Genomic DNA, 21277 nt, shown 5'->3' on the forward strand with positions numbered 1-21277 from the left:
GGCTCATCGCACGGGGGCGGCCGTGGGCACGACCCAGAGCGGCACGCGAACGATCGGCAGCAGGTCCTGCACGACCGACCCGAGGAACGCGCTCTCGAGCAGTCCGCGATGATGCGTTCCGATGACGAGCAGGGATGCCCGTGCCGCGGCCGAGATCAGGGCCGCGGTGGGGTTGTCCTGCACCAGGGCGCTCGTGACGACGAGCCCCTCGCGCTCCAGCCCGAGCCGCACGCGCGCGTCGTCGAGAAGGCGGCGGTGCGCGCTCTTCACCGTCGCCGGGAGGTCGAGGTACGCCTCGACGCCGTCCGTATCGGGTATCGACATCTGCCACGCGTGCACGAGGAGCAGCTCGACGCCCCTCGACGCGGCCTCGTCGGCGGCCAGCTCCAGCGCGGAGGAGGAGGAGCCGTCGTCATCGAGGCCGACGATGACCGGCCCGTGGCCGTTCTCCCAGTCGGAGGGCACGACGACCACGGGGGTCGCGGACTGCGCGACCGTGCGCGCGGGGCGCCATCCGGTGAGGGCCGACCTCATCGGGCGGCGGCGGTGGGCTCCGATCACCAGGAGGTCGCTCCCGCGGGCGGCGGCGAGCAGGGCGTCGGGAACGCGTCCGGGGACCATGCGCGGGGTGACCGCGAGCGTCGGGGCGGCCGTCGTCAGGTACGCCGTCCCCTCGCGGAGCACGGGATCCTCCTCCGCGACGGAGATCGATTCCGCCGGCACCACCCGCACGAGCTCGACCGCGAAGCGCCGCCGCTCCGCCCGATCGGCGATCCAGTCGAGCGCGACGAAGGAGGCGTCGGTTCCGTCGAACCCGGCGACGACAGTGTCCATCGAGCCACCTCGTGTCTCTGCCGCTGTGCGCGGCGAGTGCGACGCTACGGCCGCCCGACGCGCGCCCGCCAGGACCGAAGGTCCTGAATCCGCACGGGGCGTCGCCGGGGCCCGCGCTGCTCGGTAGCGTGTGGCCATGACTACGGAGCTGGCGGCGATGTACCGGCGGTGGGCCGATGTCGAGACGGTCGGCAGCTCGCCGATCTACGAGGGGTGGGCGCGGGGCATCGCCGACGACCCCGAGCTGCTCGCGCGGATCGCCGTGCTGCCGCCGATCAAGCGCCAGCCGAACCTGCTCTTCGGTGCCGCGCGCTGGCTCGGCGCCGAGGCCGGCTCCTTCGCCGACTTCCGCGCGTGGGCGCTGCCGCGATGGCCCCAGCTCGTCGAGGTCATGCTGGCGCGGGCGACGCAGACGAACGAGGCCGCGCGCTGCGCGGTGCTGCTGCCGGCGCTCGCCGCGATCGACGGGCCCATCGCGCTCATCGAGGTGGGGGCATCCGCCGGTCTCTGCCTGTACCCCGACCGCTACAGCTACCGCTTCACCACTTCCGACGGCGTGGTCGCCCTCGATCCGCCGGACGGGCCGAGCCCCGTCGTCATCCCGTGCGCGATGGATGCCCCCGCGGTGCCCGCGCGCCTGCCCACGATCGTCTGGCGCGCCGGCCTCGACCTGTCCCCGAACGACGTGCGCGACGCGGGCACCCTGCGCTGGCTCGACGCCCTCATCTGGCCGGAGCACGAGGAGCGTCGCGCGCGACTGCACGCGGCGGCCGCCCTCGTCGCGCTCGATCCGCCCGAGATCGTCGCGGGGGATCTCGTGGACGACCTGGCCGCGCTCGTCGACCGGGCGCCCGCGGGCGCGCGCGTCGTCGTCATGCACAGCGCCGTGCTCATGTACCCGCCGCCGGAGCGCCGCGCGCAGTTCGTCGAGCTCGTCACCTCGCTGCCCGGGGTCACGTGGATCGCGAACGAGGGCGAGCACGTTCTGCCCTCGATCGCGGACCGGGTGACGGAGCCGGTCGAGGGCCGCTTCATCGTCTCGGTCGACGGAGCGCCGATCGGGCTCGCGGGGCCGCACGGGCAGAGCTACACGGCCCTGCGCTGAGGGCGCGCGCGGGCCGTGCGGGCCGTGCGGTCGGCGTGCGGGTCAGCGCGACGCGTGCGCCGCGAGCCGCCGCAGACCCTCGTCGATGCTCACCGTCGGGGCCCAGCCGAGCGCGCGGCGGGTCTCGCGCTGGTCGAACCAGTGCGCGGTCGAGAGCTGCTCGGCGAGGAAGCGCGTCATGGGGGGCTCGTCGACTCCCGGGCGGAGGGCCCAGGCGCGCTCGATGAGCGAGCCGGCGGCGCGGGCGACGCCGGCCGGCAGGCTCCACTGCGGCGGCCGCACGCCCGAGGCGAGGCACATGCTCGTCAGCAGCTCGCCGACGGGTCGCGGTTCGCCGTTGGTGAGCACGAAGGCGCGGCCGTGCGCGTGCTCGGTGCGCTGCAGGGCTGCCACGAGGCCCGTGGCCGCGTTGTCGATGTAGGTCGAGTCGATGAGAGCGCGGCCGCCGTCGAGGAGCGGCAGCCGCCCGCGGCGGGCGCGGTCGAGGATGCGGCCGACGAGCTGCGTGTCTCCCGGCCCCCAGACCAGGTGCGGGCGGATGACGACGACGCGCATCGCGGCCGAGTCGCGGCCGAGGGCGAGCAGCTCGGCCTCGGCCTTCGTGCGCGCGTACTCGCCGCGGGCATCCTTGGGGGATGCGGGCTCGGCCCCGACGCCCTCGAGCGCGCTGCCGGCGTGCGCCACGGAGGGGGAGGAGACGTTGACGAACCGTCGGACGCCGGCGCGCTCGGCCTCGTCGAGCAGCGTGCGGGTTCCCTCGACGTTGACGGCGCGGAACTCGGCCGCATCCCCCGCGAGCGAGACCTTGGCGGCGAGGTGGATGACCCCCTCGACCCCGTCGAGAACCCGAGCGACGGCTGCCGCATCGGTGACCGACCCCTGCATATCGGTGACGCCCTCGACGCCCGAGGCCCGGCGCTGGAGCGTGCGCACGTCGTGCCCCGCCGCCACCAGCTCGGCCGCGACCGCGCGGCCCAGGTAGCCCGAGGCCCCCGTGACGGCGACGATCACGGCGCGTCGATCCGTCCGCCGGCGAGCGTGCGCTCGGCCCAGGCCGACAGCCGGGTGCGGTCGATCTTGGAGTTGTGGCGGATGTCGGTCGGCAGGCCCGGCACCGCGAGCACGGCGACGAGCGGCGTCTCGGTGCGCGCCCGGATGTCGGCGGTCACCTCGGCGGAGGCGAGACCGGGGCGCGCGACGGCGGGCACGGTCTCGACGACGGCCACCGCCTGGCGCAGCCCGTGCGGGCCGACGCCGACGAGCGCCGCGCGACGCACGTGGGCCGAGCCCTCGATCTGCTGCTCCGGCCCGACGGGGGCGAGCGGCCCCTCCGCGGTGACGAGCACGTGCGGCAGGCGGCCCTCGATCCAGAGCCGGCCCTCGGCGTCGAGGTGTCCGACGTCGCCCGTGCGGTGCCAGCGGTCGTCGTCGTCGGGCGTTCCCGCGAGGGCGCCGCGGTCGGTGAGCCAGAGTCGGTCGTACCCGGTCTTGAGGTGCGCCGCCGAGATGACGACCTCGCCCAGAACGCCGGCGGTCGAGCTCGGGGTTCCGACGGCGCGGCCGTCGGCATCCAGCGCACTGATGAGCACCCGGTTGGCGCCGATCGGCGAGCCGACGCAGACGCCCTGATCGGGGGCGGCGGAGGCCGCACGGATGCCGTCGAGGGTCACATCGGTGACGAGCAGGCACTCCGTCATGCCGTAGGGGGTGTGCGGTTCGGCGTTCGGCATGAGCTCGGCGGCCGCGGCGAGCAGCGGTTCGCCGACGGGAGCGCCCGTGGAGAGGAAGGTGCGCACGGTCGCCAGCGCGCGGCGGTCGTCGGCGCCGAGGGCGTCAGCGGTAGCGACAACGTTGAGCACGGCGGCGGGGGAGAGGAAGACCATGCGGGCATCCGATGCCCGCACCGCCGCCGCGACCGCGCGCGCGGTGAGGGTGCGCGGCGCCGAGACGTCCATCGCGGGGGTCGCCGAGCGCGTGCCGAGGGCAGGGCCGAGCAGGGCGAAGGGCGCGAATCCGGTGACGAGTCCCGTGTCGGTGCCGATGCCGAAGTGGGCGGCGAGCACGTCGCGCAGCGCCGAGAGCTGCCGGTGCGTGTACGCGACGCCCTTCGCCGGACCGGTCGAGCCGGAGGTGAACAGGATCGCCGCGGCGTCGTCGGCGGCGGGCTCGGGCGGCAGCGCGGCGCCCGTGCCGCGGTCGAGGATCTCGCCGAGGCTGTGCGCGACGCCGAGAAGGCGACGTGATGCCCGCGGCAGCCGCGCGACCGACACGCGCATCCCCGGCCAGCCGAGCGCTCGGGCCGCGGCCAGCCCGCGCGCCTCGCCGATGACGACGTCGGGCCAGGATCCGCGCACGGCCCGCGAGAGCCCCTGCACCCCGAGCCCCGCGTCGGCGACCACGACGACCGCACCGATGCGCAGGCAGGCGTAGACGACGGCGGTGAGCGTCGGGCCGGGCGGCACGAGCACCGAGACGCGCTGACCCGTCGTGACCCCGACGCTCGCGAGGCCCGCGGCGATGCGGCGCACCCGGTCGTCGAGCTGCCGCCAGCTGACGTGGCGCTCGCCGCCGCGCGCGGCCATGTCGATGACGGCGTCGCCGTCGTCGTCGCGGCGGGCGTCGAGGGCGGACCAGAGGGGGGTGAAGGCGACGGCGGGCGCCGCATCGCGCGCGAGCGCGGTCTCAGCGGACGTGCCCGCCGTCGGCGCCGCTGCCCGGTCACCCAGCCAGGTCAGGATCGCCCCGGCGTAGTCGCGCTCCTCGGCGATGAGGTGCCCGGCGCCCTCGAAGCGGTGCACGTCGGCGTGCGGCAGCCGATCGATGAGGTCGTCGAGGTAGCGGTCGCCGAAGATCGGGTCGCGCGGGCCCCACAGCAGCAGCGCGGGCACGGTGAGCGCGGCGACGCCAGCGGCGATGCGCTGCAGCTCGACGTGGCTCTCGTGAGCGGCATCCACCGGGATGTCGGCGACGAAGCCGCCGATCGCCCGCCGACGCTCGGCCGTGCGGTACGGCGCCCGGTACGCCTCGCGCACCGCCGGATCGAGCGCGGGCCGCGCGAGCGACAGCGTCGTCTCGAGGAACGCGGGGGTCGTGACGGTGGAGCCGGCGAGCACGCCGCGGGCGCCGGCGAGCCTCAGCGGCGCGGGGATGGGGACGCCGTCCGGGTGGTGCACGGCCGTGTTGAGCGACATGACGCCCGTGAGCAGGGCGGGGTGGTCGACCGCCCAGCCGAGGGCGACGACGCCGCCCCAGTCGTGGCCGAGCGTCATGACCGGGCCGGTCAGGCCCAGGGCGTCGGTGAGGTCGCCGAGGTCGCGCACCCGCTGCGCGAGCGGGCGGTGCATGCCGGTGCGCGCCGAGAAGCCCATGTCGAGCTGGTCGACGGCGACGACGCGCCAGGCCGGCTCGCCGGCGTCGGCCGCACGGAGGGACGCCGCGACGAGGCCGCGCCAGAGGTACGACCAGGTCGGGTTGCCGTGGACGGCGAGGATCGTGCCGGCGGGGGCGACGCCGCGGCGCTCCAGCTCGGGGCCCGTGTCGAGCAGGTGCCACTCATGGGCGGCATCGGAGCCCGACTGGGGCACGAGCATGGTGCGGCTGACGCGCGCGTCGAGGCCGGGCATCCCGTCGAGAAGGCGACGGTGCTCGTCGATCACCAGGCGAGCTCCAGCATGGCGGTGTTGAGGCCCGAGCCGACGCCGACGAGCAGCACGCGGTCGCCCTCGCGCAGGTTCGCCTGCTCGCGCTCGAGCGTGATGGGCACGGATGCCGGACCGATGTTGCCGAGCGTCGGGAACGTCGTGGGCACGCGCGAGCGGTCGAGACTCACGGCCTTGACGATCGAATCGGTGTGGATCGACGAGACCTGGTGCGTGATGTAGCGGTTCATCGACGACCAGTCCCACTCGTGCGAGGCCTCCTTCCACGCCGAGACGACGAGGTCGAGGCCGCCCTTGAGCAGAGCCTTCGCGTCGGTGAACATGCCGTCGACGCTGCCGACGCAGAGCTTGTGGAACTCGGTCGCGGCGCGCGTCACGCCGCCGAGCACGCGGTGGCCGGCGGGATGCTCGTCCGCCCGCCCGAGCACGGCCGCAGCCGATCCGGAGCCGAGGGTCAGCGTCGCGAACTCGCGCATGAAGTCGTCGCGGCTGCCCTCGGCGGCCAGTAGCCGCTCGATGGTGTTCACCTGGATCTCGTCGGCGTCCTCGCCGGCGACGACGATCGCGTGCCGGATCTGGCCCGACTGGATCATGGTCGCCGCGAGCGACATGCCGTTGATGAAGCCGAGGCAGGCGTTGGCGACGTCGAAGTTGATGGCCGAGCTCGGCAGGCCGAGGCCATGGTGCAGGGCGACGGCGACGGAGGGCTCGAGGTTCGTGCGCGTCACCGAGGTGTTGATGAGCAGGCCGACGTCCTTCGCATCGACGCCGGCCTCGGCGAGGGCGCGCTTGCCGGCGGCGATCGTGGCCGCGTCGACGGTCTCGCCCGCCGCCCAGTTGCGCCGTTCCAGCACGCCGGCGACGCGGCGCAGCAGGCCGCGGTGCAGCTTGAGTCGCTTGAGCGAGGGCTCGAGCTGCGCCTCGATCTGCTCCGACGTCGTCACCCGGCTCGGAAGAACGCTCGCGACGGAGAGCAGCGCGACGTTGTCGAAGCGGGCGGTGGCGTTGCCGGACACGGGTCTCCTCGGGGGATCGGTAGAAAGGCCCCCTAGTTTTCTATCTCACTTCGACTGTGCGCGCGCACCGGGCGGGGCTTGCGCTCAGTCGGCCGCTCGCCCGTTCTCGCGTCCCGCTGCCCGTCCCGTCCGCCGTCAGCGCCCGGCGAGCGGCAGCAGCGTGCGCCCCGCGGAGGCGCCGAGCGTCTCTGCGGCGGCGGGCTCGACCGCGCAGCATCCGCCCGCGCCTGACGCGGCCGAGCCGATGTCGGTCGAGCAGACGCCCGTCTCGGGCAGCACGAGCTCGACGCGGCGGGCCGCGGCGGCATCCCCCGCCAGTTCGTCGGCGATGGAGCGCACCTGCTCGTAGCCAGTGAGCAGCAGGAAGGTCGGTGCGCGGCCGTACGACTTCATGCCGGCGAGGTAGAAGTCGTGCTCGGGGTGGGCGAGCTCGGCGACGCCGTGCGGGTACACGGTGCCGCACGAGTGCAGGTTGGGGTCGATGAGCGGCGCGAGCGCGCGCGGAGCCTCGACGATCCCGTCGAGGTCGAGCCGCAGCTCGCGCAGCATGCCGAGCTCGGGCCGGAACCCGGTGGCGACGACGACCTCGTCGACCTCGAGCGCGGCGCGACCACGACGGCTCGCGCCCATGACGCGCACGGCGCCGTCCTCGGCGCGCTCGACGCGGTCGATCTCGAACCGGTCGACGAGGGTGATCTCTCCGCTGCGCACGAGCTCGTGCACGCGCGACCCGAGCAGTCCGCGCTCGCGCAGCTCGTCGTCCGCGTCGCCCGAGACCCGCGTGGGCCGGCTGCCGCGGATCGCCCAGGTGACCTCGCCGGCGCCGGTCTCACGGGCGAGCGTCGCGAGCGCGAGCAGCGTGCTGGCGGCCGAGTGCCCCGCGCCGACGACGAGCGTGCGGCGCCCGGCGAACCGGGCGCGATCGGCGCCGAGCACGTCGGGCAGTGCGCCGTGCAGGTTCTCGGCGACTGTCTCGATGCCGATCGGGTCGAGGCCGTTCGAGCCGAGCGGGTTGGGCGTGCCCCAGGTGCCCGAGGCGTCGATGACGGCGCGGGCGCGCCGCTCCTCGACGCCGGCGTCGGTCTGCACGCGAAGCACGAAGGGCGTGCGGTCGCGGCGGGCGGTGCGGGTGCGGTCCGCCCGCTCCCGCGTGACGGCGAGCACCCTCGATCGGTAGTGGATGCTCGGCGCCAGCTCGGTGGTAGCGGCGAGCGGCGCGAGGTAGGCGTCGACGAGCTCGCGGCCCGTGGGCAGACGGGCGGCGGCCGGAGCATCCCACCCCGCCGCATCGAGCAGTCGAGCCGCCGCGGGGTCGACGAGGTGCTCCCAGCTCGAGAACATGCGCGCGTGGGCCCACTGCTGCACCGCGGCGCCGGCGGAGTCGCCCGCCTCGAGCACGATCGCCTCGAAGCCGCGCTCATGCAGCTGCGCGGCCGCCGCGAGGCCGATCGGCCCGGCGCCGATGATTGCGACCGGCAGCTCGGCGAGGGCGGCGGGCAGGGGAGCGGTGCAGGTCATGGGGTTCTCCGGGGTCGCGGGGTCATCGATGGAGGTCGATGGGCCGAGTCTGTTCCGGCATATCGATGCTTGTCAATATGCGGGGTACTGTGAGCGCATGAGCACCGCCGTCGCCCCTGCTGCCGCCTGCGCGCCCACGACCGCTGCACCGCCGCTCGACGCCGAAGCCGCGCAGGCGCTGGCCCGCACGCTCAAGGCCGTGGCCGACCCCGCCCGGCTGCGGCTGCTGTCGATCGTCGCGGCGAGCACCGACGGCGCCGTGTGCGTGTGCGACCTCACCGACCCTGTCGGGCTCAGCCAGCCGACCGTCTCGCACCACCTGCGCGTGCTGGTCGAGGCGGGCCTGCTCGCGCGCGAGAAGCGCGGCAGCTGGGCGTACTTCTCCGTCGTGCCCGGCGCCGTAAACGCACTCGGCGCGCTGCTCGGAGCGGCCGTCGGCGGTCGCGCCCTGCCTGCCGATTCCGACTCTCGACGTCGGACGGCGAGCCCCGCGCCCGACGGAGCGCGCGCCTAGACTGACCGCCATGTCGACGGAGACGGTCGACCGCCGATCCCGCTGGGAGACGCGGATGCAGGTGCCCCTCATCGTCGTCGGCGTGCTCTTCGTCGTCGGCTACTCGGCATTCGTCCTCGCCCCGGAGCTCCCGGCCGCCGCGCGCGCCGGCATCACGCTCCTCATGGCGATCACCTGGATCGTCTTCGCCGTCGACTACGCCGTCCGCCTGGGTCTGACCCCGCGCGGCGGCCGCCGCGGCTTCGTGCGGCAGAACGTCATCGACCTGCTGTCGGTTATCGTGCCGCTCGTGCGCGGCCTCCGCGTCATCAACCTGATCAGAACGGCGCCCGCGTTCCGCGCGCGCACGGGCACGGCCGTGCGCATCGAGGTCACCGCGTACGCCGCCGCCTCGGCCGCGTACTTCGTCTACTTCATCGCGCTCGCGACCCTCGCCGCCGAGCGCGATGCCGACGGCTCGACGATCACGACCTTCGGTGACGCGATCTGGTGGGCCATCGTCACCCTCGCGACGGTCGGCTACGGCGACGTGTACCCGGTCACCGTCGCGGGCCGCGTGTACGCGGTGATGCTCATGGCCGGAGGGGTCGTCATCGTCGGCACCGCATCGGCGCTGATCATCTCGTACATCATGGAGCGAATCCGCCCGCCGTCGACGCCCGAACGGTGACGGCGGCGGAAGGGAGGGCGCCGCGTGCTCACGCCTCCGGGTCGTCCTGGAACGCCCGCAGCTCCTGATCGCAGCGGCACGCCGCCGCGATGCGCGCCGCCCATGCCACGGCCTCCTCGCGCGTCGGCACGTCGATGATCGTGTATCCGCCTTCGAGGCGCGCCGTCTGCGGGTAGGTGCCGGGCGTCTCGACGCCGTCGGCCGAGACGCGCACGGGCGGCACGCTCTCGTCGACGCCGCCCGCCGTCAGGTAGACGCCGGCCGCTTTCATATCGCGCACGACCTGGTGCGACTCGCGCACGACGTCGTCGAACTCGTGCTCCTCGAACCGCATCTCACCGCTCGGGAACGAGATCATCCAATGCGTCATCGCCTGCTCCTTCTGCTGGGTTGCCTGCGCATCAGCCTGGCCCTCACTGCCCACGAGCGGAACCCCTGCGGCAGAATGGCCGCATGAATGAGGAGCGCGCGGAGCACGGCGGGGCCGAGGCTCTCGCCCGCCGCCGTGCCGAGGCGGCCGCCCGCGTCGAGCGCCTGCGGGCCGAGCTCGGTGCGGTCCGCACCGCGCGCGGAGAGAATTCCGACGACGACGAGCACGACCCCGAGGGCGCCACGATATCGCAGCTCTGGTCGCAGTCGTCGGGCCTGCTCGACGCGGCCCTGCGCGAGCTCGACGAGCTCGACGCGGCCCTCGCCCGGGTGGCGAGCGGCGACTACGGCGTCTGCCGCCGCTGCGGGCTCGCGATCGATCCGGCGCGACTGGATGCCCGTCCCGCCGCCGCGCTCTGCATCGACTGCGCCCGGCTCGCCGGCTGAGCCGGGTCGTCCGCCGGCGCCGAGTCGCCCGCCTCCGCGCCCCAGGCCCGGATCGTCGGCAGTAGCGCCTCCGTCGACGAGCCCGGTTCGGCCGTGTAGACGATGAGGCGCTGATCGGGGTCGAGCGGCGGGGAGACGATCTCGATGCCGAAGTGCAGGACGCCGGCGACGGGGTGCCGGATGATCTTCTGCGCGGAGGCGAACTCGCGCACGCCGTGGTCGCGCCACCAGGCGTCGACCTGCGCGTCGGATTCGCGCAGCTGCCGCACGAGGGCCCCGAGGCGGGCATCCCGAGGGTGCCGGGCGATGTCCCGGCGCAGGGCGGCAACCGTGTACTGGGCGAAGCGCTCCCACTCGACGATGCGCTCGCGCGCGGCGGGGTCGAGCAGCACGTAGCGGGCGAGCGAGGAGCCGAGGGGGAGGGGACCGAGGACGGCCTCGAGCAGCGCGTTGCGGGCGAGCACCTCGAGGCGCTCGCCGAGCAGCATCACCGGCACGGCGTCGAGCGTCGTCATCAGGCGCAGCAGGCTGGGGTCGGCCTGCCGCGGCGCGGTTCGCCCGCCGCTGCCCGCGCGCGAGGGCGGGGCGGCGAGGTCGCGCAGGTGGGCGCGCTCGGTCTCGTCGAGGCGCAGGGCTCGGGCGAGAGCATCCAGCACCTCGATCGAGACGGCGGTCTGCCGACCCTGCTCGATGCGGCTGTAGTAGTCGGCGCTGACGCCCGCGAGCATCGCGAGCTCCTCTTTGCGCAGGCCCGGAACGCGGCGCGGGCTGGGGAACGCCGCGATGCCGGCGCGCGCGGGCGTGATGCCGTCGCGGCGCGAGCGCAGGAACGCGCCGAGGGCGGCGGCGTCGGACGCGGTCATGCGCTCACCCTAAGCGGGCTGCGTCGCCGGCGCCTGGCCCTGCCGTGCCCTGGTTGAGCGAGGCCTGGTGGGGCGGCCGGGCGCCGACGAGTCTCGACCCATGACTTCCACCACTGCAGACCGTCCCCTCCGCCTCGCCGACCGCACCGCCCTCGTCACCGGGGCCACGAGCGGCATCGGCGCATCCATCGCCCGTGCCCTCGCCGCCGAGGGGGCGATCGTCGCCGTCGCGGGGCGGGATGCTCAGCGCGGGTCGCTCGTCGTCGAGGGCATCATCGCCGAGGGTGGCCGCGCCCACTTCGTGCCCATCGACCTCGCGGCGAGCCCGACCGAGCTGCGCGCCGCCGCCGCGAGCACGACCGCGGCACTCGGAGGCCACCTCGACATCCTCGTCAACAACGCCGGCATCTACCCCGTTCCGACCACCCCCGATCTCACCGACGACGACCTCGAGGCCCTGCTCGCCGTCAACGTGCGCGCGCCCCACGTGCTGGTCGCCGCCCTCGCTCCGGCGATGGCGGAGCAGGGCAGTGGCGCGATCGTCATGATCGGCTCGTGGATGGCCCGCGTCGGCAACCCCTTCGGCGCCCTCTACACGGCGACCAAGGCGGCCGACGAGCAGCTCACCCGCTCGTGGGCGGCCGAGTTCGGACCGCGCGGGGTGCGCGTCAACGCCGTCGCGCCCGGCGTCACCCGCACGCCCGGCAACGCCTCGGCCGGCGAGGTGCTCGACGCCATGACTGCCGGAACCCCCGCGGGCCGCCCCGTCCGCCCGGTCGACATCGCTAACGCCGTGGTGTTCCTGGCCTCCGACGAGGCCGCGATGGTGCACGGCGTGGTCTTCGACGTCGACGGCGGCATCACCGCGACGCACGCGGTGTGAGCGCGCGCGCAGCAGGCGCCGATCGCCTGGTCACCCCGTTCGGCGAGCGCACCACGGCCGTCGAGGTGCTCGCGGGCGTCGACCTCTCCGGGCGCGCGATGCTCGTCACCGGCGGCTCGTCGGGCATCGGCAGGGCGACCGCGCAGGCGCTCGCCGCGGCGGGCGCGCGCGTCACGATCACGAGCCGATCCCACGACGACGGGATGCTCGCCGCCGCCTCGATCGAGCGCGCGACCGGCGCGGCCGTCGCCGTGCCGCCGCTCGATCTCGCCGACTCCGGCTCGATCGCACGCCTCATCGCCGGGTGGGAGGGCCCGCTCGACGCCCTTGTGCTCAACGCCGGAGTCATGGCGCCGCCCCTCGCCCGCACCCCCGAGGGCTGGGAATCCCAGTTCGCGATCAATCACCTGGGGCACTTCCGGCTCGCCCTCGGCCTGCGGGCGGCACTCGCCGAGGCGGCCGTCGAGCGGGGTGAGGCACGCATCGTCAGCCTCAGTTCGAGCGGCCACGGCTCCTCGCCGGTGCTCTTCGACGATCCGCACTTCGAGCGCCGGCCGTACGACGCGGGTGTCGCCTACGGGCAGTCGAAGACCGCGAACGCGCTCTTCGCGGTCGAGGCCGACCGGCGCTGGCGCGCGCAGGGCATCCGAGCGAACGCCGTCATGCCCGGAGGTGCGTGGACGCGGCTGCAGCGACACTGGCCGGCGGGGCGGCAGGAGGCGATCGCGGCGCAGGCCGCCGCGACCTCCGTTCTCGCCGCGGCGTCACCGCTGCTCGCGGGCATCGGCGGGCGCTACCTCGAGGATTGCGGGGAGGCCGAGTTGGTGACGTCGATCGCCGACGGCGTGCACGGAGTGCTCGCGCACGCGCTCGACCCGGTCGCGGCCGAACAGCTATGGGAGCTCTCCGTCGCGATGCTCGAGGAGCACCCGGCATCCCCACGGTGAAGAAGATGGGAGCAGCCGTCGCAGTCGTCGGCCCTGCTCGAAGCGGACCGGGATCCCGGCGGTGAACAGCTACGACGGTTTTTGCCGCTCCTGTGACTCCGTGGATGACGTGGCGATGAGCGCGCGCACCCGTCGATAACCGCCGTTATGTCAGATTGCAGCGGGGTTAGGGCCGAGTCGGTCGATCTCTGGCGTCAGCTCGCGGGTCACCAAGCGCTCCTCCGAATCGCAGCGCTTCGCGCAATGCGTTGAGCGCGCCGGGCGAGCGATTGCGAAACTCGCCCACGTCGAAGCAAGCTTGAGTCATGAGTCAGGACCGCGCGCCAATGACCGAAGCCCGGGTCCGTCGCTGCACCCCCGATGATGCGGCGGCCCTGGCCGCTCACGTGCCCGGAGCTCGCCATTACGCCGCGGGCGCATTCGATCGACAGCGCCGGGGCGAAGTCGACTTCCTCGTCGCATTTCACGCCGGCCTGGCGGCGGGGTCGGCGGAACTCACCTTCGACGATCCGCCTGAACTCAAGAACCTCAGCGTCGCGCCGGCATCTCGCGGTCAAGGTTTGGGAAGCGCCCTGATCAGATACGCCGAAGGGCTTGTGGAGAATCGAGACCCGGAGGCTCGACCAGGACAACGTTCACTAACCCTCGGAGTTGGGCTCGAGAATCCTGGGGCGGCTCGCCTATATGAGCGGATCGGATACGTCCGAACCGGACACGTCGCAACCACGACCTACACGTACATCGACGATGACGGCGTGGAACACACTGTCACCGAGCAGGACGAAGACCTCATCAAGCGGTGGTGAGCGAGAGAATGACTGTCGCGACCTGTCTCAAGACGTGACTGCATATCATCGCTCTCCACCCGCATATTGGGGCTGAGCACGGGCGCCGGCAGACGGTGAGCTGGAGCCGATCGATTTCGGACGGGGGCTTCACGCCGATGAGTAGCGAGAGCGCATGGTTTCGGGCGGGCGAAGATGACATCACCGCTTCAGCGGCTCGAGAGCTTGCGCACTCCGGATCCCTGGAGGTGCTGTCGGTACTCGCGCAGAACGGAGCTGTGCCGCGGGATGTGATCCGGTTGATTCACGACCACCATCCAGAGCTCGCTATCACCGCCTGCTTGAACTCGAACGCACCGATTGACCTGAAGGCGAGCGTGCCGTTCCGGTCGCACTCTCACCTCGCGCTCACAACACTGCTGGATGAACTTCAGTGCACCGACACGCAGTGGGCGAGGTTCTGGGAGGAGGGCGCACTCGCGCCGGAAAGTCCAACTGGTGCGGTCCTCGATGCGGCCGGGATCCGCTGGCAGAGCGGCTGAACTCAGCGGGTCGATTAGTCGCCCGGATCGCAATCGCAGACGGAGGCGCGAGCTGGGTCGATAACCCGTCTTATGACAGTTCGAAAGGGGCGCAACGCGACCTACCTCCGACGGCGAGCCTGTCGATCCCACTTATCCCCGGAATCAATAAGGCAGAGCCATGGGGGCAACCGTCTCAATCGCGCTGAACCTGCACGGCGCCGGTTTCATCCACGCCGATGAGCCAGCTGTCGCCGGCGATCACCTCAATTAGCGAAATGCCGCTGTCTAGGGCCGCTTGGAGTGGCTTGCAAGTCTGTGAAGACGCCGATTCGGTATGCGCCACGGTCATGCACAGCTCGGGCTCTGACCCTGCGGTCGGAAGCATCGCGTCCCGCAGGTGGATCTGGACGGAGACCACTTCGCCAGAGGGTATTGGGGCGTCATGCACGACTGACGGCCCCATCAGCAGGTCGTCGGGGTCGACTACACCCGAAAGGATTCTCGACTCCCCGCTGTAGCGGGCGAGGGGATTCGCAAGGAGATCCAAGGCAGAACCACGTTCGGCCGAAAGCTCGTCGACTGACTTGCTTGCATCGAAACGAGGCCCATCAGTAGGGCCCCACGAGGCGACACCAGCCTGGTCGGTAGCGTCAGTAACTTGCGCGACGACTGTCGTGCCGTCACGTTCGAAGTGATCAGGCGAAGTGCAACTCTCGCTGAGAGCCCAACTTCCATTGTCGGTCCCCGGGGAGGCGAGGAATAAACAGTACGAATCCCACTCGGTGCTCCGCCCTTCCGGAACGGTGGATACTCGTGCCGCGATCAGGATGTAGCCATCGCCTACTTCTGCGGTTCGGGGACCCGCCGTGATGCCCGAGTAACCCCAACTCTCTAGTCTCGAAGCCCAATTTCGGTCGAGCTGCGTTTCCTCGGTTTCGAAAACGGCCAGAGCTCCGGCCGACTGCGAGTTGTCCGCAAAGACGAATGCGCTACTCACAAGCGCGAGCAGCACTCCGACGCCGATGACGCCTGCAAGCGCCTTGCGGTGGTTGGGGCTCGATCGAGACTCGTCGTCCGCAGCTCCCCTGGACGATAGAACTCCTGATCCGCTCTCCATCGACTCAACGGCAAGTCGTTCCGACTCGGCGTCTTTGGTCGCCTTCTGCAGTGCGTCCGCGCGGCGTTGCAGTTCGTTCGCGGCTTCGGCAGCGCGAGCGCGCTCATCAGGAGTGATTGCGCGACCGTACGCCCAACGCTGCAGCTGAGTAGTGTCGACTTTCGAGAGTTGCTCGCCCACCGAATCAGTAAACCATGCGCCCGGCACCGGACGCCTGTCCGGCGAAACCAGTGGTCGAGACAGGCGAGTTCGAGCTTGGGTGTCGTTCACGCGTCCTCGCGACAGTCGCTACACGGCTCGCCGACCGCAGCGCTGTCCACAAGGTTTGCCGGCCGCACTTGCACCGCGCGAGCGAACGCCACCGAGCAGCCTCGTGTTGCACCTGGTAGCGGCTAATCCTCGTCGACAGCAGTACGTTGAGCACCCTGATTGGCAGTCCGGACCTGGGCTATCAGAAGCAAAGAGTTCCTCGACAGGAACACTCACTAAGACCTGAGGAGCCGTTCGAGAGCTTCACTCATCGCGAGGGCCACCGCCCTCGCGGTCTCTGGTTTGAAGTCGGTCGATTGGCCCATCTCATGATGCAGCCTTGACCAAAAAGTCGCGGGGTCCGAACCACTGGGCAACACGAGAAGCCACTCGATGCCTTCCGGTGGGGCTGGGACTCCCGCAACCTCGAGATACTCGACAACGCTTGCCCGGACGATCGATCGTTCGTCGTCGGTGGGCGCGCGCCGAACTTCGGATTCCCCGTCACACTGTTCTCGGACCTCTTGAGGGCCGATTGGCACTTCGAAGGCGTGCTCGGGGCCGGCCAGAAACGCGGCGAGAGCCGACCAGCCATTCAGTTCGCAGCGCACAGTCGGGCGGCTTCCGATTGCGCTGGCGCTGGGAAAGTCTGTCCACGACCAATCGGGGATATCCACCGTCGCAGCCTAGGGTTGCGTGCTCGTACTCGCCTAGAGGAGCGCAGCATCGTGCGCTGCATGCCATGCGACGTACGCAATCGCCGCGTGATGGCGCACACATCCACCATTCCGACGATCAGCGCAACGCCAGGGACCAAAGCGACTCAACCGACCCACTTGACCCCACTCGGCTGGACTTCAGGCGCCGTGTGTTCGAAGACCGCTGAGGTCACAAAGACGGTAAGGACCGCGCAGCCGGACGGCGACAAGATCGCGTGGCGACCCCGGCGATAACCAGCCTTATGTCAGCTGGCTGCCACTTGATTCGTGCTGACTCGGCCGACGGGATCTCTCGTCGAACTCTGGTTAACCGTATTTGCCCTCCAACAGACTTGAGCGACCAGGTCGAACTCCCCCGCCGCTCTCGATTTGATCGGCCTCGAGAACTGTGGGGACGGGACTAAGGCGCTACTTGCTGTCATGTAGAGGCGCCAGGAAAGGCCTGGGCGTCTGGGCCCCGGAGACGTCGCGAATCGCGCCTATGAGCGGGCGTGGACTGCCATCCTGCAGACCACGCCCGCCGTGGAGGGCTAGAGCCCCTGAGACGCCCCGATCGAGTACTGCTGCCCATTGGCCGGGGGCAGAGTGACTCCGAAGTAGTCGCGCGTTACGGGGAAGCGCACATCGTCACCGACGGTTGTGACGTTGACGCCGGCATTGCGAAGTGCCGAGGTCGCGCCGAGCCCGAAGTTATTCGCGTCGACGAACACTGCCGAGCTGGTGACGACGGTGGTCGCATACCCGGGTGTCGAGGCGGTCTTGTAGCCATCAGCCCATCCGGCGAGGGTGCTCACCAGAGTCGCCCCCACATCGCTGAAGTTCGCCGCGTTGGTATAGGCCTTGAAGCCGTCCGCACGGAAGTAGTTGTTGCCGAGGAATTGTGTCGAAGTGTTGGCTTCGACGCTTACGAGCGGGGCGGCCCCACTGGTGTGGATCGAGTTGTTGTAGAAGTACGCCTCGGCTCCGTTCCACACACGGATGCCAGCGGGAGGCTCGGGTGACGACGCGGACGGGCTCACGTAGATCGAGTTTCCGTACACGAAGGTGTTGGTCGGTCCCGTGACGTTTCCGAACTTGCCGATGACGATGCCGCCGTAGGCGATGCCCCCAGCTACTCCGCGACCGTCGTTGCGGGAGATGTTGTAGCGCACCATGTTGTTGTTCAACGGGCGCGCGCCTTCGTACTGGAAAACGAGATAGCCGGCGCCGGTGTTGTCGTAGCTGTAGTTGTACTGCATGACGCTATTGATGACGCCGCCATCGAGGTCGAATCCACCGCCGTCCTTCGTCGCGCTGCGGTTGGAGTACGAGGTGTTGTTTTGGATGACGATGTTGTCGGCGTTGTAGGCCCAGATGCCCACGGGGCCGCCGCCGCCGAAATTGTTGTTGGCGCCGTTGCGGAAGGCGAAGCTCTGTTCGATGAGGGAATCCTTGACGTCTCCCAGCACGATGCCGTTGCCAGAATTTGTCGCCTCCATCGCGCCCGAGCAGTTGGGCACCATCTTGTTGGGCACTCCGAGGTTGTCGAAGACGGCCACCTGGCGGACGGTGACGTTGAGGTGGGAATAGTTGGCGTTGTTGGCGTCACACAGGTTGCCGAAGCTCTGGATGCCGGCGTCGCCGTTGCCGTAGGAGTCGACCTGTTGGATCAGGACGTTGCTGAATCCGCTCTTGGAGGTGTTGGAGGCGTTCTTTCCGCCGATGAGGATGCCTGAGAGCGGGAAGCCGGTGACGTCGACGCGCTGGACCGTCACTCCGGGTCGCCTGTTGTTGTTGCCAAGAGTATTGCTGAGCTCGATGCCGTTGAGGACGGTGGTGCCGTTTGCGATGACGGTGAGGTCCTGCACGGTTACGCCGCCGACGTTCAAGATGAGAAGTCCGCGCAGTCGAGCGCGGGTGGCGGTTGTTGGGGTTCCGGTGATGTAAGTGCCCACGGTGACACGGGAGGCGGCATTGTTCGCGTCCCCTCCGCTCAGGGTCAATCGGCCGGCGAAGGTGGAGCTGTCTTCGAACAGCACGCACGTTCCGGGCAGCACCGTCGCAGAGTTCACTCTTGCGACGGTCTGCCATGCCGTCTGCGGAGTTGCGCCGTTGGCAGTGTTGTTTCCTGTGGGGCTCACGTAGATGCGACTGGAGCACGTGCTGGGCTCCGAGATCGACACCGCGGACTGGATGGGGTCGCCCGGCGCCGCGACCGCAGGTCCACCGATGAGGGTGGAGAGAAGGGCGAAGGAGGCGCTGATCGCGACTGAGCTCGCAACCCTTCTTCGAATGGATCGGTGCGGTGATGATGAGAATGGCAACTGGCTTCGGCGCATGGCGAGCTCCTTTGCTCGTGTGGACCGCTAGGATGTTAGCGGAAACATTGTGGAGGGTAACCGCATCTTGCCCGCTCGCACAAGACGTCGAAAAGCTGGAGATCCCGCGGTCTCTCCGCATGAAGAGCGCCCGATAGGGTCGGGGCCGGCGAGATTGCTGGCCGAGAGAGAGGTGCCACATGGGAGCCAAGAGATCCACGGCGTCGACGATTTATGATGTGGCCGCCCTTGCTGGGGTGTCCCACGCCACGGTCTCCCGCTACCTCGGGGGCTTCGAAGGAATTCGTCCGGGCACTCGTGAGCGTGTAGCTCATGCTTTGGCCGAATTGAACTATCGACCCAACCTGTCGGCGCGCACGCTTGCCACAAACAAGTCGCATCGAATCGCCGTCCTGACGGGCGACCTCACGTCCGCGGGCCCGAGCCTCACCGTTCAGGGCATAGCGCGATCCGCGCGTGCCGCGGGGTACGTTGTCGACATCGTGTCGTTCGATGTCACCGATCCCGACTCCCTCGCCGACGCGATCGGGCTGATGCGCAGCCAGGACCTCGCCGGCGTGATCGCGCTCACCATCTCCGACGCGATGCGGGACGCAATCTCCACCGTGCACATCGAGGTCCCGATGCATCTCGATTCTGGACCCGCTGACTTGCCGGGGCCCGTCGGCACCTCCTTCAACGCTGCAGGTATCCACCTGATCGTCGATCACTTGGCGTCTCTGGGCCACCGAGACATTGCGCACGTGACTGGATCGATGGACTACTTCGCTGCACAGTCTCGCGCCACTGCATTCGCGGAGGCGATCCGCAATAACGAGCTCCCCGAGCATCCTGCGATCGTTGGAGATTGGACCTCACGGTCAGGGTACGAAGCGCTTCAACGATCGCTGATTCACGAATCCGTCACCGCGATCGTCGTCGGCAACGACCAGGCAGCGCTAGGAATCCTCCGCGCACTCAACGAGGCGGGAATCAGCTGCCCTGGCGATATCAGCGTCACCGGGTTCGATGACATCCCGGAAGCGGAGTACTACAGCCCGCCCCTGACGACGGTTCGCATCGACTTTGAATCACAGGGAACGTTCCTATTCGCCACGCTCATGTCTGAGATCGAGGGGACCCCAGCCCCGGACGGTTCGCAGTTCATGCAGCCGAAGCTCATCGTGCGATCCTCCACCGCCGCCCCCCGGGGGCGGTAGGTGTCGGAGCAGACTTCGATCCATCCATTGACACGCGCAATGTTTCCGCTAACATCAGCAATGTTGCCGGAAACATTCACATCCGGGGTGCGCCGCCGCGTTCATGACCCGATCGAACGCAGCTGATGTCGGCGTCGACGGAATCACTGGCAGCACCACCACTGCCGATGGCAGATCCCTCACCAGAGAAAGAGCAGGTCATGCGACAGAACACAGCAATGAAGCTGGGTGCCATTGCCGCGGTTACCGCCGTGGCACTCGCCGGATGCTCCGCAGCCGAAGACGGGCCCTCGACGTCCGACTTCGACACCGCCATGTCCACCCCTACCGAGATCACGATGTGGGCCTGGGCGCCGGGCATCGAGGCGCAGGTGGCCTTGTTCGAGGAGGCCTACCCCGAGATCGACGTCGTGCTGGAGAACGTCGGCCAGGGCGGAGAGCACTACACCAAGGTCCGCACCGCGCTCGAGGCGGGCACGGGAGCCCCGGACGTGGCGCAGTTCGAATACCAGTACATCCCCTCGTTCGTCCTGACGGAGAACCTGCTCGACCTCGCACCCTACGGTGCGGGTGACGTGGAAGACCAGTTCACTCCCTGGACCTGGGCGCAGGTGACCAACGGTGACGCCATCTACGCCATCCCCCAGGACGCCGGCCCGATGGGGAACCTGTATCGGGAGGACATCCTGAGCTCTGCGGGCATCACAGAGGCACCCGTCACATGGGAGGACTACACGGCAGCGGCAGAGGCCGTCAAGGCTGACAGCGGCTCATACATCAGCAGCTTCTCCGGCAACGATGCCGGCTCCTTCCTCGGCCTGCTGTGGGCAGCCGGAGCTACCCCGTTTACGTACGACGGGGACCAGACCGTCTCGGTGTCCCTGACCGACCCGGAGTCGCAGAAGGTCGTCGACTACTGGCAGGACCTCATTGATCGCGATCTCGTCGCTGTCGACCCGAGCTTCACCGACGGGTGGTATCAGGGTCTCGCCAACGGCGCTTACGCCGGTTGGCTCACCGCCGCATGGGGCCCCGCCTTCCTGCAGGGCACCGCGGCGGACACTTCCGGTCTGTGGCGCGCGGCCCCGCTGCCTCAGTTCGACGCTGCTGACCCGATCGCGGGCAACTGGGGCGGATCGACGCTCGGCGCGCTGAGCTCGACGGAGCACCCGATCGTGGCTGCGGAGCTGGCGAAGTTCATCAACACAGACTCCGCAGCGACCCTCGCATTCGCAACCGAGCAGTCTCTCTTCCCGACACGCACTGAGGTGCTCACCGCGTCGGAGTTCGTCGACCAGGAGTCGGAGTTCTATGGAGGCCAGCGCGTCAACGAGATCTTCGCGGAGATCTCCACGACGGTCGACACCGACTTCCAGTGGCTGCCTTTCCAGGACCAGGTCGCCTCGAGCTTCGTCGACACCTTGGGCAAGGAGATCTCCGAACGGGGCGACCTCTCGGCCGGCCTCGCTGCCTGGCAGGACGCGATCGTGACCTACGCGACCGACCAGGGCTTCACGGTCGAGTAGAGAAAGTCGTCGGGG

At 70.1% G+C, this 21277-nt stretch carries 20 protein-coding genes; 10 read left to right on the forward strand and 10 right to left on the reverse strand.

Annotated features, from left to right (window positions below; genetic code table 11):
* Positions 1-3: 3 nt before the first annotated feature.
* Positions 4-834 carry a universal stress protein gene (locus OVN18_RS07355; RefSeq protein WP_267780063.1) on the reverse strand — a complete coding sequence of 277 codons (831 nt, stop codon included), beginning with the start codon at positions 832-834 and terminating at the stop codon, positions 4-6.
* Between the two features lie 136 nt (positions 835-970).
* Here OVN18_RS07355 and OVN18_RS07360 point away from each other — a divergent pair, with 136 nt between their 5' ends.
* A complete protein-coding gene (locus OVN18_RS07360; RefSeq protein ID WP_267739044.1) occupies positions 971-1939 on the forward strand; it encodes a DUF2332 domain-containing protein in 969 nt (322 codons plus the stop codon).
* A gap of 42 nt (positions 1940-1981) precedes the next feature.
* On the opposite strand, the gene OVN18_RS07365 is transcribed toward OVN18_RS07360, so the two are convergent.
* The 4 genes from OVN18_RS07365 to OVN18_RS07380 all read right to left on the reverse strand — a co-directional run bounded on the left by OVN18_RS07365 (position 1982) and on the right by OVN18_RS07380 (position 8132).
* Positions 1982-2950: an NAD-dependent epimerase/dehydratase family protein gene (locus OVN18_RS07365; protein WP_267739046.1), complete on the reverse strand. Its 969-nt coding sequence runs from the start codon at positions 2948-2950 to the stop codon at positions 1982-1984.
* Positions 2947-5562 carry an alpha/beta fold hydrolase gene (locus OVN18_RS07370; protein ID WP_407666080.1) on the reverse strand — a complete coding sequence of 872 codons (2616 nt, stop codon included), beginning with the start codon at positions 5560-5562 and terminating at the stop codon, positions 2947-2949. Before OVN18_RS07370 ends, OVN18_RS07365 begins: the two co-directional genes overlap by 4 nt.
* Positions 5563-5591: 29 nt before the next feature.
* Positions 5592-6614: a 3-oxoacyl-ACP synthase III gene (locus tag OVN18_RS07375; RefSeq protein ID WP_267780064.1), complete on the reverse strand. Its 1023-nt coding sequence runs from the start codon at positions 6612-6614 to the stop codon at positions 5592-5594.
* Positions 6615-6749: 135 nt separating this feature from the next.
* Positions 6750-8132: an NAD(P)-binding domain-containing protein gene (locus OVN18_RS07380; protein WP_267780065.1), complete on the reverse strand. Its 1383-nt coding sequence runs from the start codon at positions 8130-8132 to the stop codon at positions 6750-6752.
* Between the two features lie 97 nt (positions 8133-8229).
* On the opposite strand from OVN18_RS07380, the gene OVN18_RS07385 reads away from it, so the two are divergent.
* Both OVN18_RS07385 and OVN18_RS07390 read left to right on the forward strand, forming a co-directional pair.
* Complete coding sequence (locus OVN18_RS07385) at positions 8230-8646, forward strand: ArsR/SmtB family transcription factor (protein WP_267780066.1); 417 nt, start codon at positions 8230-8232, stop codon at positions 8644-8646.
* 10 nt (positions 8647-8656) lie between these two features.
* The gene (locus OVN18_RS07390) at positions 8657-9316 is read left to right on the forward strand and encodes a potassium channel family protein (RefSeq protein WP_267780067.1); all 660 of its coding nucleotides are present in this window, start codon (positions 8657-8659) and stop codon (positions 9314-9316) included.
* Between the two features lie 28 nt (positions 9317-9344).
* On the opposite strand, the gene OVN18_RS07395 is transcribed toward OVN18_RS07390, so the two are convergent.
* Positions 9345-9686, reverse strand: coding sequence for a YciI family protein (locus OVN18_RS07395; RefSeq protein WP_267780068.1), 342 nt, complete (start codon positions 9684-9686; stop codon positions 9345-9347).
* 83 nt (positions 9687-9769) lie between these two features.
* Here OVN18_RS07395 and OVN18_RS07400 point away from each other — a divergent pair, with 83 nt between their 5' ends.
* Positions 9770-10132 carry a TraR/DksA family transcriptional regulator gene (locus tag OVN18_RS07400; RefSeq protein WP_267780069.1) on the forward strand — a complete coding sequence of 121 codons (363 nt, stop codon included), beginning with the start codon at positions 9770-9772 and terminating at the stop codon, positions 10130-10132.
* Here the strand turns inward: OVN18_RS07400 and OVN18_RS07405 are convergent.
* Positions 10030-10995 (reverse strand): helix-turn-helix transcriptional regulator, encoded by a 966-nt coding sequence (locus OVN18_RS07405; RefSeq protein ID WP_267780070.1) that lies wholly within the window; start codon positions 10993-10995, stop codon positions 10030-10032. The genes OVN18_RS07400 and OVN18_RS07405 overlap by 103 nt on opposite strands.
* Before the next feature lie 100 nt (positions 10996-11095).
* Here OVN18_RS07405 and OVN18_RS07410 point away from each other — a divergent pair, with 100 nt between their 5' ends.
* The 4 genes from OVN18_RS07410 (at position 11096) to OVN18_RS07425 (ending at position 14152) form a co-directional block, all read left to right on the forward strand.
* Positions 11096-11878 (forward strand): SDR family NAD(P)-dependent oxidoreductase, encoded by a 783-nt coding sequence (locus OVN18_RS07410; protein WP_267780071.1) that lies wholly within the window; start codon positions 11096-11098, stop codon positions 11876-11878.
* Positions 11875-12825 (forward strand): SDR family NAD(P)-dependent oxidoreductase, encoded by a 951-nt coding sequence (locus tag OVN18_RS07415; RefSeq protein ID WP_267780073.1) that lies wholly within the window; start codon positions 11875-11877, stop codon positions 12823-12825. Before OVN18_RS07410 ends, OVN18_RS07415 begins: the two co-directional genes overlap by 4 nt.
* Before the next feature lie 305 nt (positions 12826-13130).
* Entirely contained in the window at positions 13131-13631 is a 501-nt protein-coding gene (locus OVN18_RS07420; RefSeq protein WP_267780074.1) for a GNAT family N-acetyltransferase, read from the forward strand.
* A 137-nt stretch (positions 13632-13768) separates the two neighbouring features.
* Positions 13769-14152 carry a hypothetical protein gene (locus tag OVN18_RS07425; protein ID WP_267780075.1) on the forward strand — a complete coding sequence of 128 codons (384 nt, stop codon included), beginning with the start codon at positions 13769-13771 and terminating at the stop codon, positions 14150-14152.
* Positions 14153-14327: 175 nt separating this feature from the next.
* Here OVN18_RS07425 and OVN18_RS07430 read toward each other — a convergent pair whose 3' ends face one another.
* The 3 genes from OVN18_RS07430 to OVN18_RS07435 form a co-directional block, all read right to left on the reverse strand.
* A complete protein-coding gene (locus OVN18_RS07430) occupies positions 14328-15431 on the reverse strand; it encodes a hypothetical protein (RefSeq protein ID WP_267780076.1) in 1104 nt (367 codons plus the stop codon).
* 305 nt (positions 15432-15736) lie between these two features.
* The gene (locus tag OVN18_RS13165; RefSeq protein WP_407666029.1) at positions 15737-16177 is read right to left on the reverse strand and encodes a DUF5956 family protein; all 441 of its coding nucleotides are present in this window, start codon (positions 16175-16177) and stop codon (positions 15737-15739) included.
* A 572-nt stretch (positions 16178-16749) separates the two neighbouring features.
* The gene (locus OVN18_RS07435; protein WP_267780078.1) at positions 16750-18537 is read right to left on the reverse strand and encodes a hypothetical protein; all 1788 of its coding nucleotides are present in this window, start codon (positions 18535-18537) and stop codon (positions 16750-16752) included.
* Positions 18538-18716: 179 nt separating this feature from the next.
* On the opposite strand from OVN18_RS07435, the gene OVN18_RS07440 reads away from it, so the two are divergent.
* Positions 18717-19736 (forward strand): LacI family DNA-binding transcriptional regulator, encoded by a 1020-nt coding sequence (locus tag OVN18_RS07440; protein WP_267780079.1) that lies wholly within the window; start codon positions 18717-18719, stop codon positions 19734-19736.
* 200 nt (positions 19737-19936) lie between these two features.
* On the forward strand, positions 19937-21262 hold the full coding sequence (locus OVN18_RS07445; protein WP_267739058.1) for an ABC transporter substrate-binding protein: 1326 nt from the start codon (positions 19937-19939) through the stop codon (positions 21260-21262).
* Positions 21263-21277 lie beyond the last annotated feature (15 nt).

Origin of the sequence: Microcella daejeonensis, from assembly GCF_026625045.1 — a bacterium.
GTDB lineage: Bacteria > Actinomycetota > Actinomycetes > Actinomycetales > Microbacteriaceae > Microcella > Microcella daejeonensis.

Coding starts and splice junctions, on each gene's coding strand:
- OVN18_RS07425 (WP_267780075.1), top strand. CDS start 13,769: ATGAGTAGCGAGAGCGCATGGTTTCGGGCGGGCGAAGATGACATCACC.
- OVN18_RS07420 (WP_267780074.1), top strand. CDS start 13,131: ATGAGTCAGGACCGCGCGCCAATGACCGAAGCCCGGGTCCGTCGCTGC.
- OVN18_RS07435 (WP_267780078.1), bottom strand. CDS start 18,537: ATGCGCCGAAGCCAGTTGCCATTCTCATCATCACCGCACCGATCCATT.
- OVN18_RS07360 (WP_267739044.1), top strand. CDS start 971: ATGACTACGGAGCTGGCGGCGATGTACCGGCGGTGGGCCGATGTCGAG.
- OVN18_RS07405 (WP_267780070.1), bottom strand. CDS start 10,995: ATGACCGCGTCCGACGCCGCCGCCCTCGGCGCGTTCCTGCGCTCGCGC.
- OVN18_RS07410 (WP_267780071.1), top strand. CDS start 11,096: ATGACTTCCACCACTGCAGACCGTCCCCTCCGCCTCGCCGACCGCACC.
- OVN18_RS07380 (WP_267780065.1), bottom strand. CDS start 8,132: ATGACCTGCACCGCTCCCCTGCCCGCCGCCCTCGCCGAGCTGCCGGTC.
- OVN18_RS07385 (WP_267780066.1), top strand. CDS start 8,230: ATGAGCACCGCCGTCGCCCCTGCTGCCGCCTGCGCGCCCACGACCGCT.
- OVN18_RS07355 (WP_267780063.1), bottom strand. CDS start 834: ATGGACACTGTCGTCGCCGGGTTCGACGGAACCGACGCCTCCTTCGTC.
- OVN18_RS07395 (WP_267780068.1), bottom strand. CDS start 9,686: ATGACGCATTGGATGATCTCGTTCCCGAGCGGTGAGATGCGGTTCGAG.
- OVN18_RS07390 (WP_267780067.1), top strand. CDS start 8,657: ATGTCGACGGAGACGGTCGACCGCCGATCCCGCTGGGAGACGCGGATG.
- OVN18_RS07445 (WP_267739058.1), top strand. CDS start 19,937: ATGCGACAGAACACAGCAATGAAGCTGGGTGCCATTGCCGCGGTTACC.
- OVN18_RS07400 (WP_267780069.1), top strand. CDS start 9,770: ATGAATGAGGAGCGCGCGGAGCACGGCGGGGCCGAGGCTCTCGCCCGC.
- OVN18_RS07440 (WP_267780079.1), top strand. CDS start 18,717: ATGGGAGCCAAGAGATCCACGGCGTCGACGATTTATGATGTGGCCGCC.
- OVN18_RS07370 (WP_407666080.1), bottom strand. CDS start 5,562: ATGCCCGGCCTCGACGCGCGCGTCAGCCGCACCATGCTCGTGCCCCAG.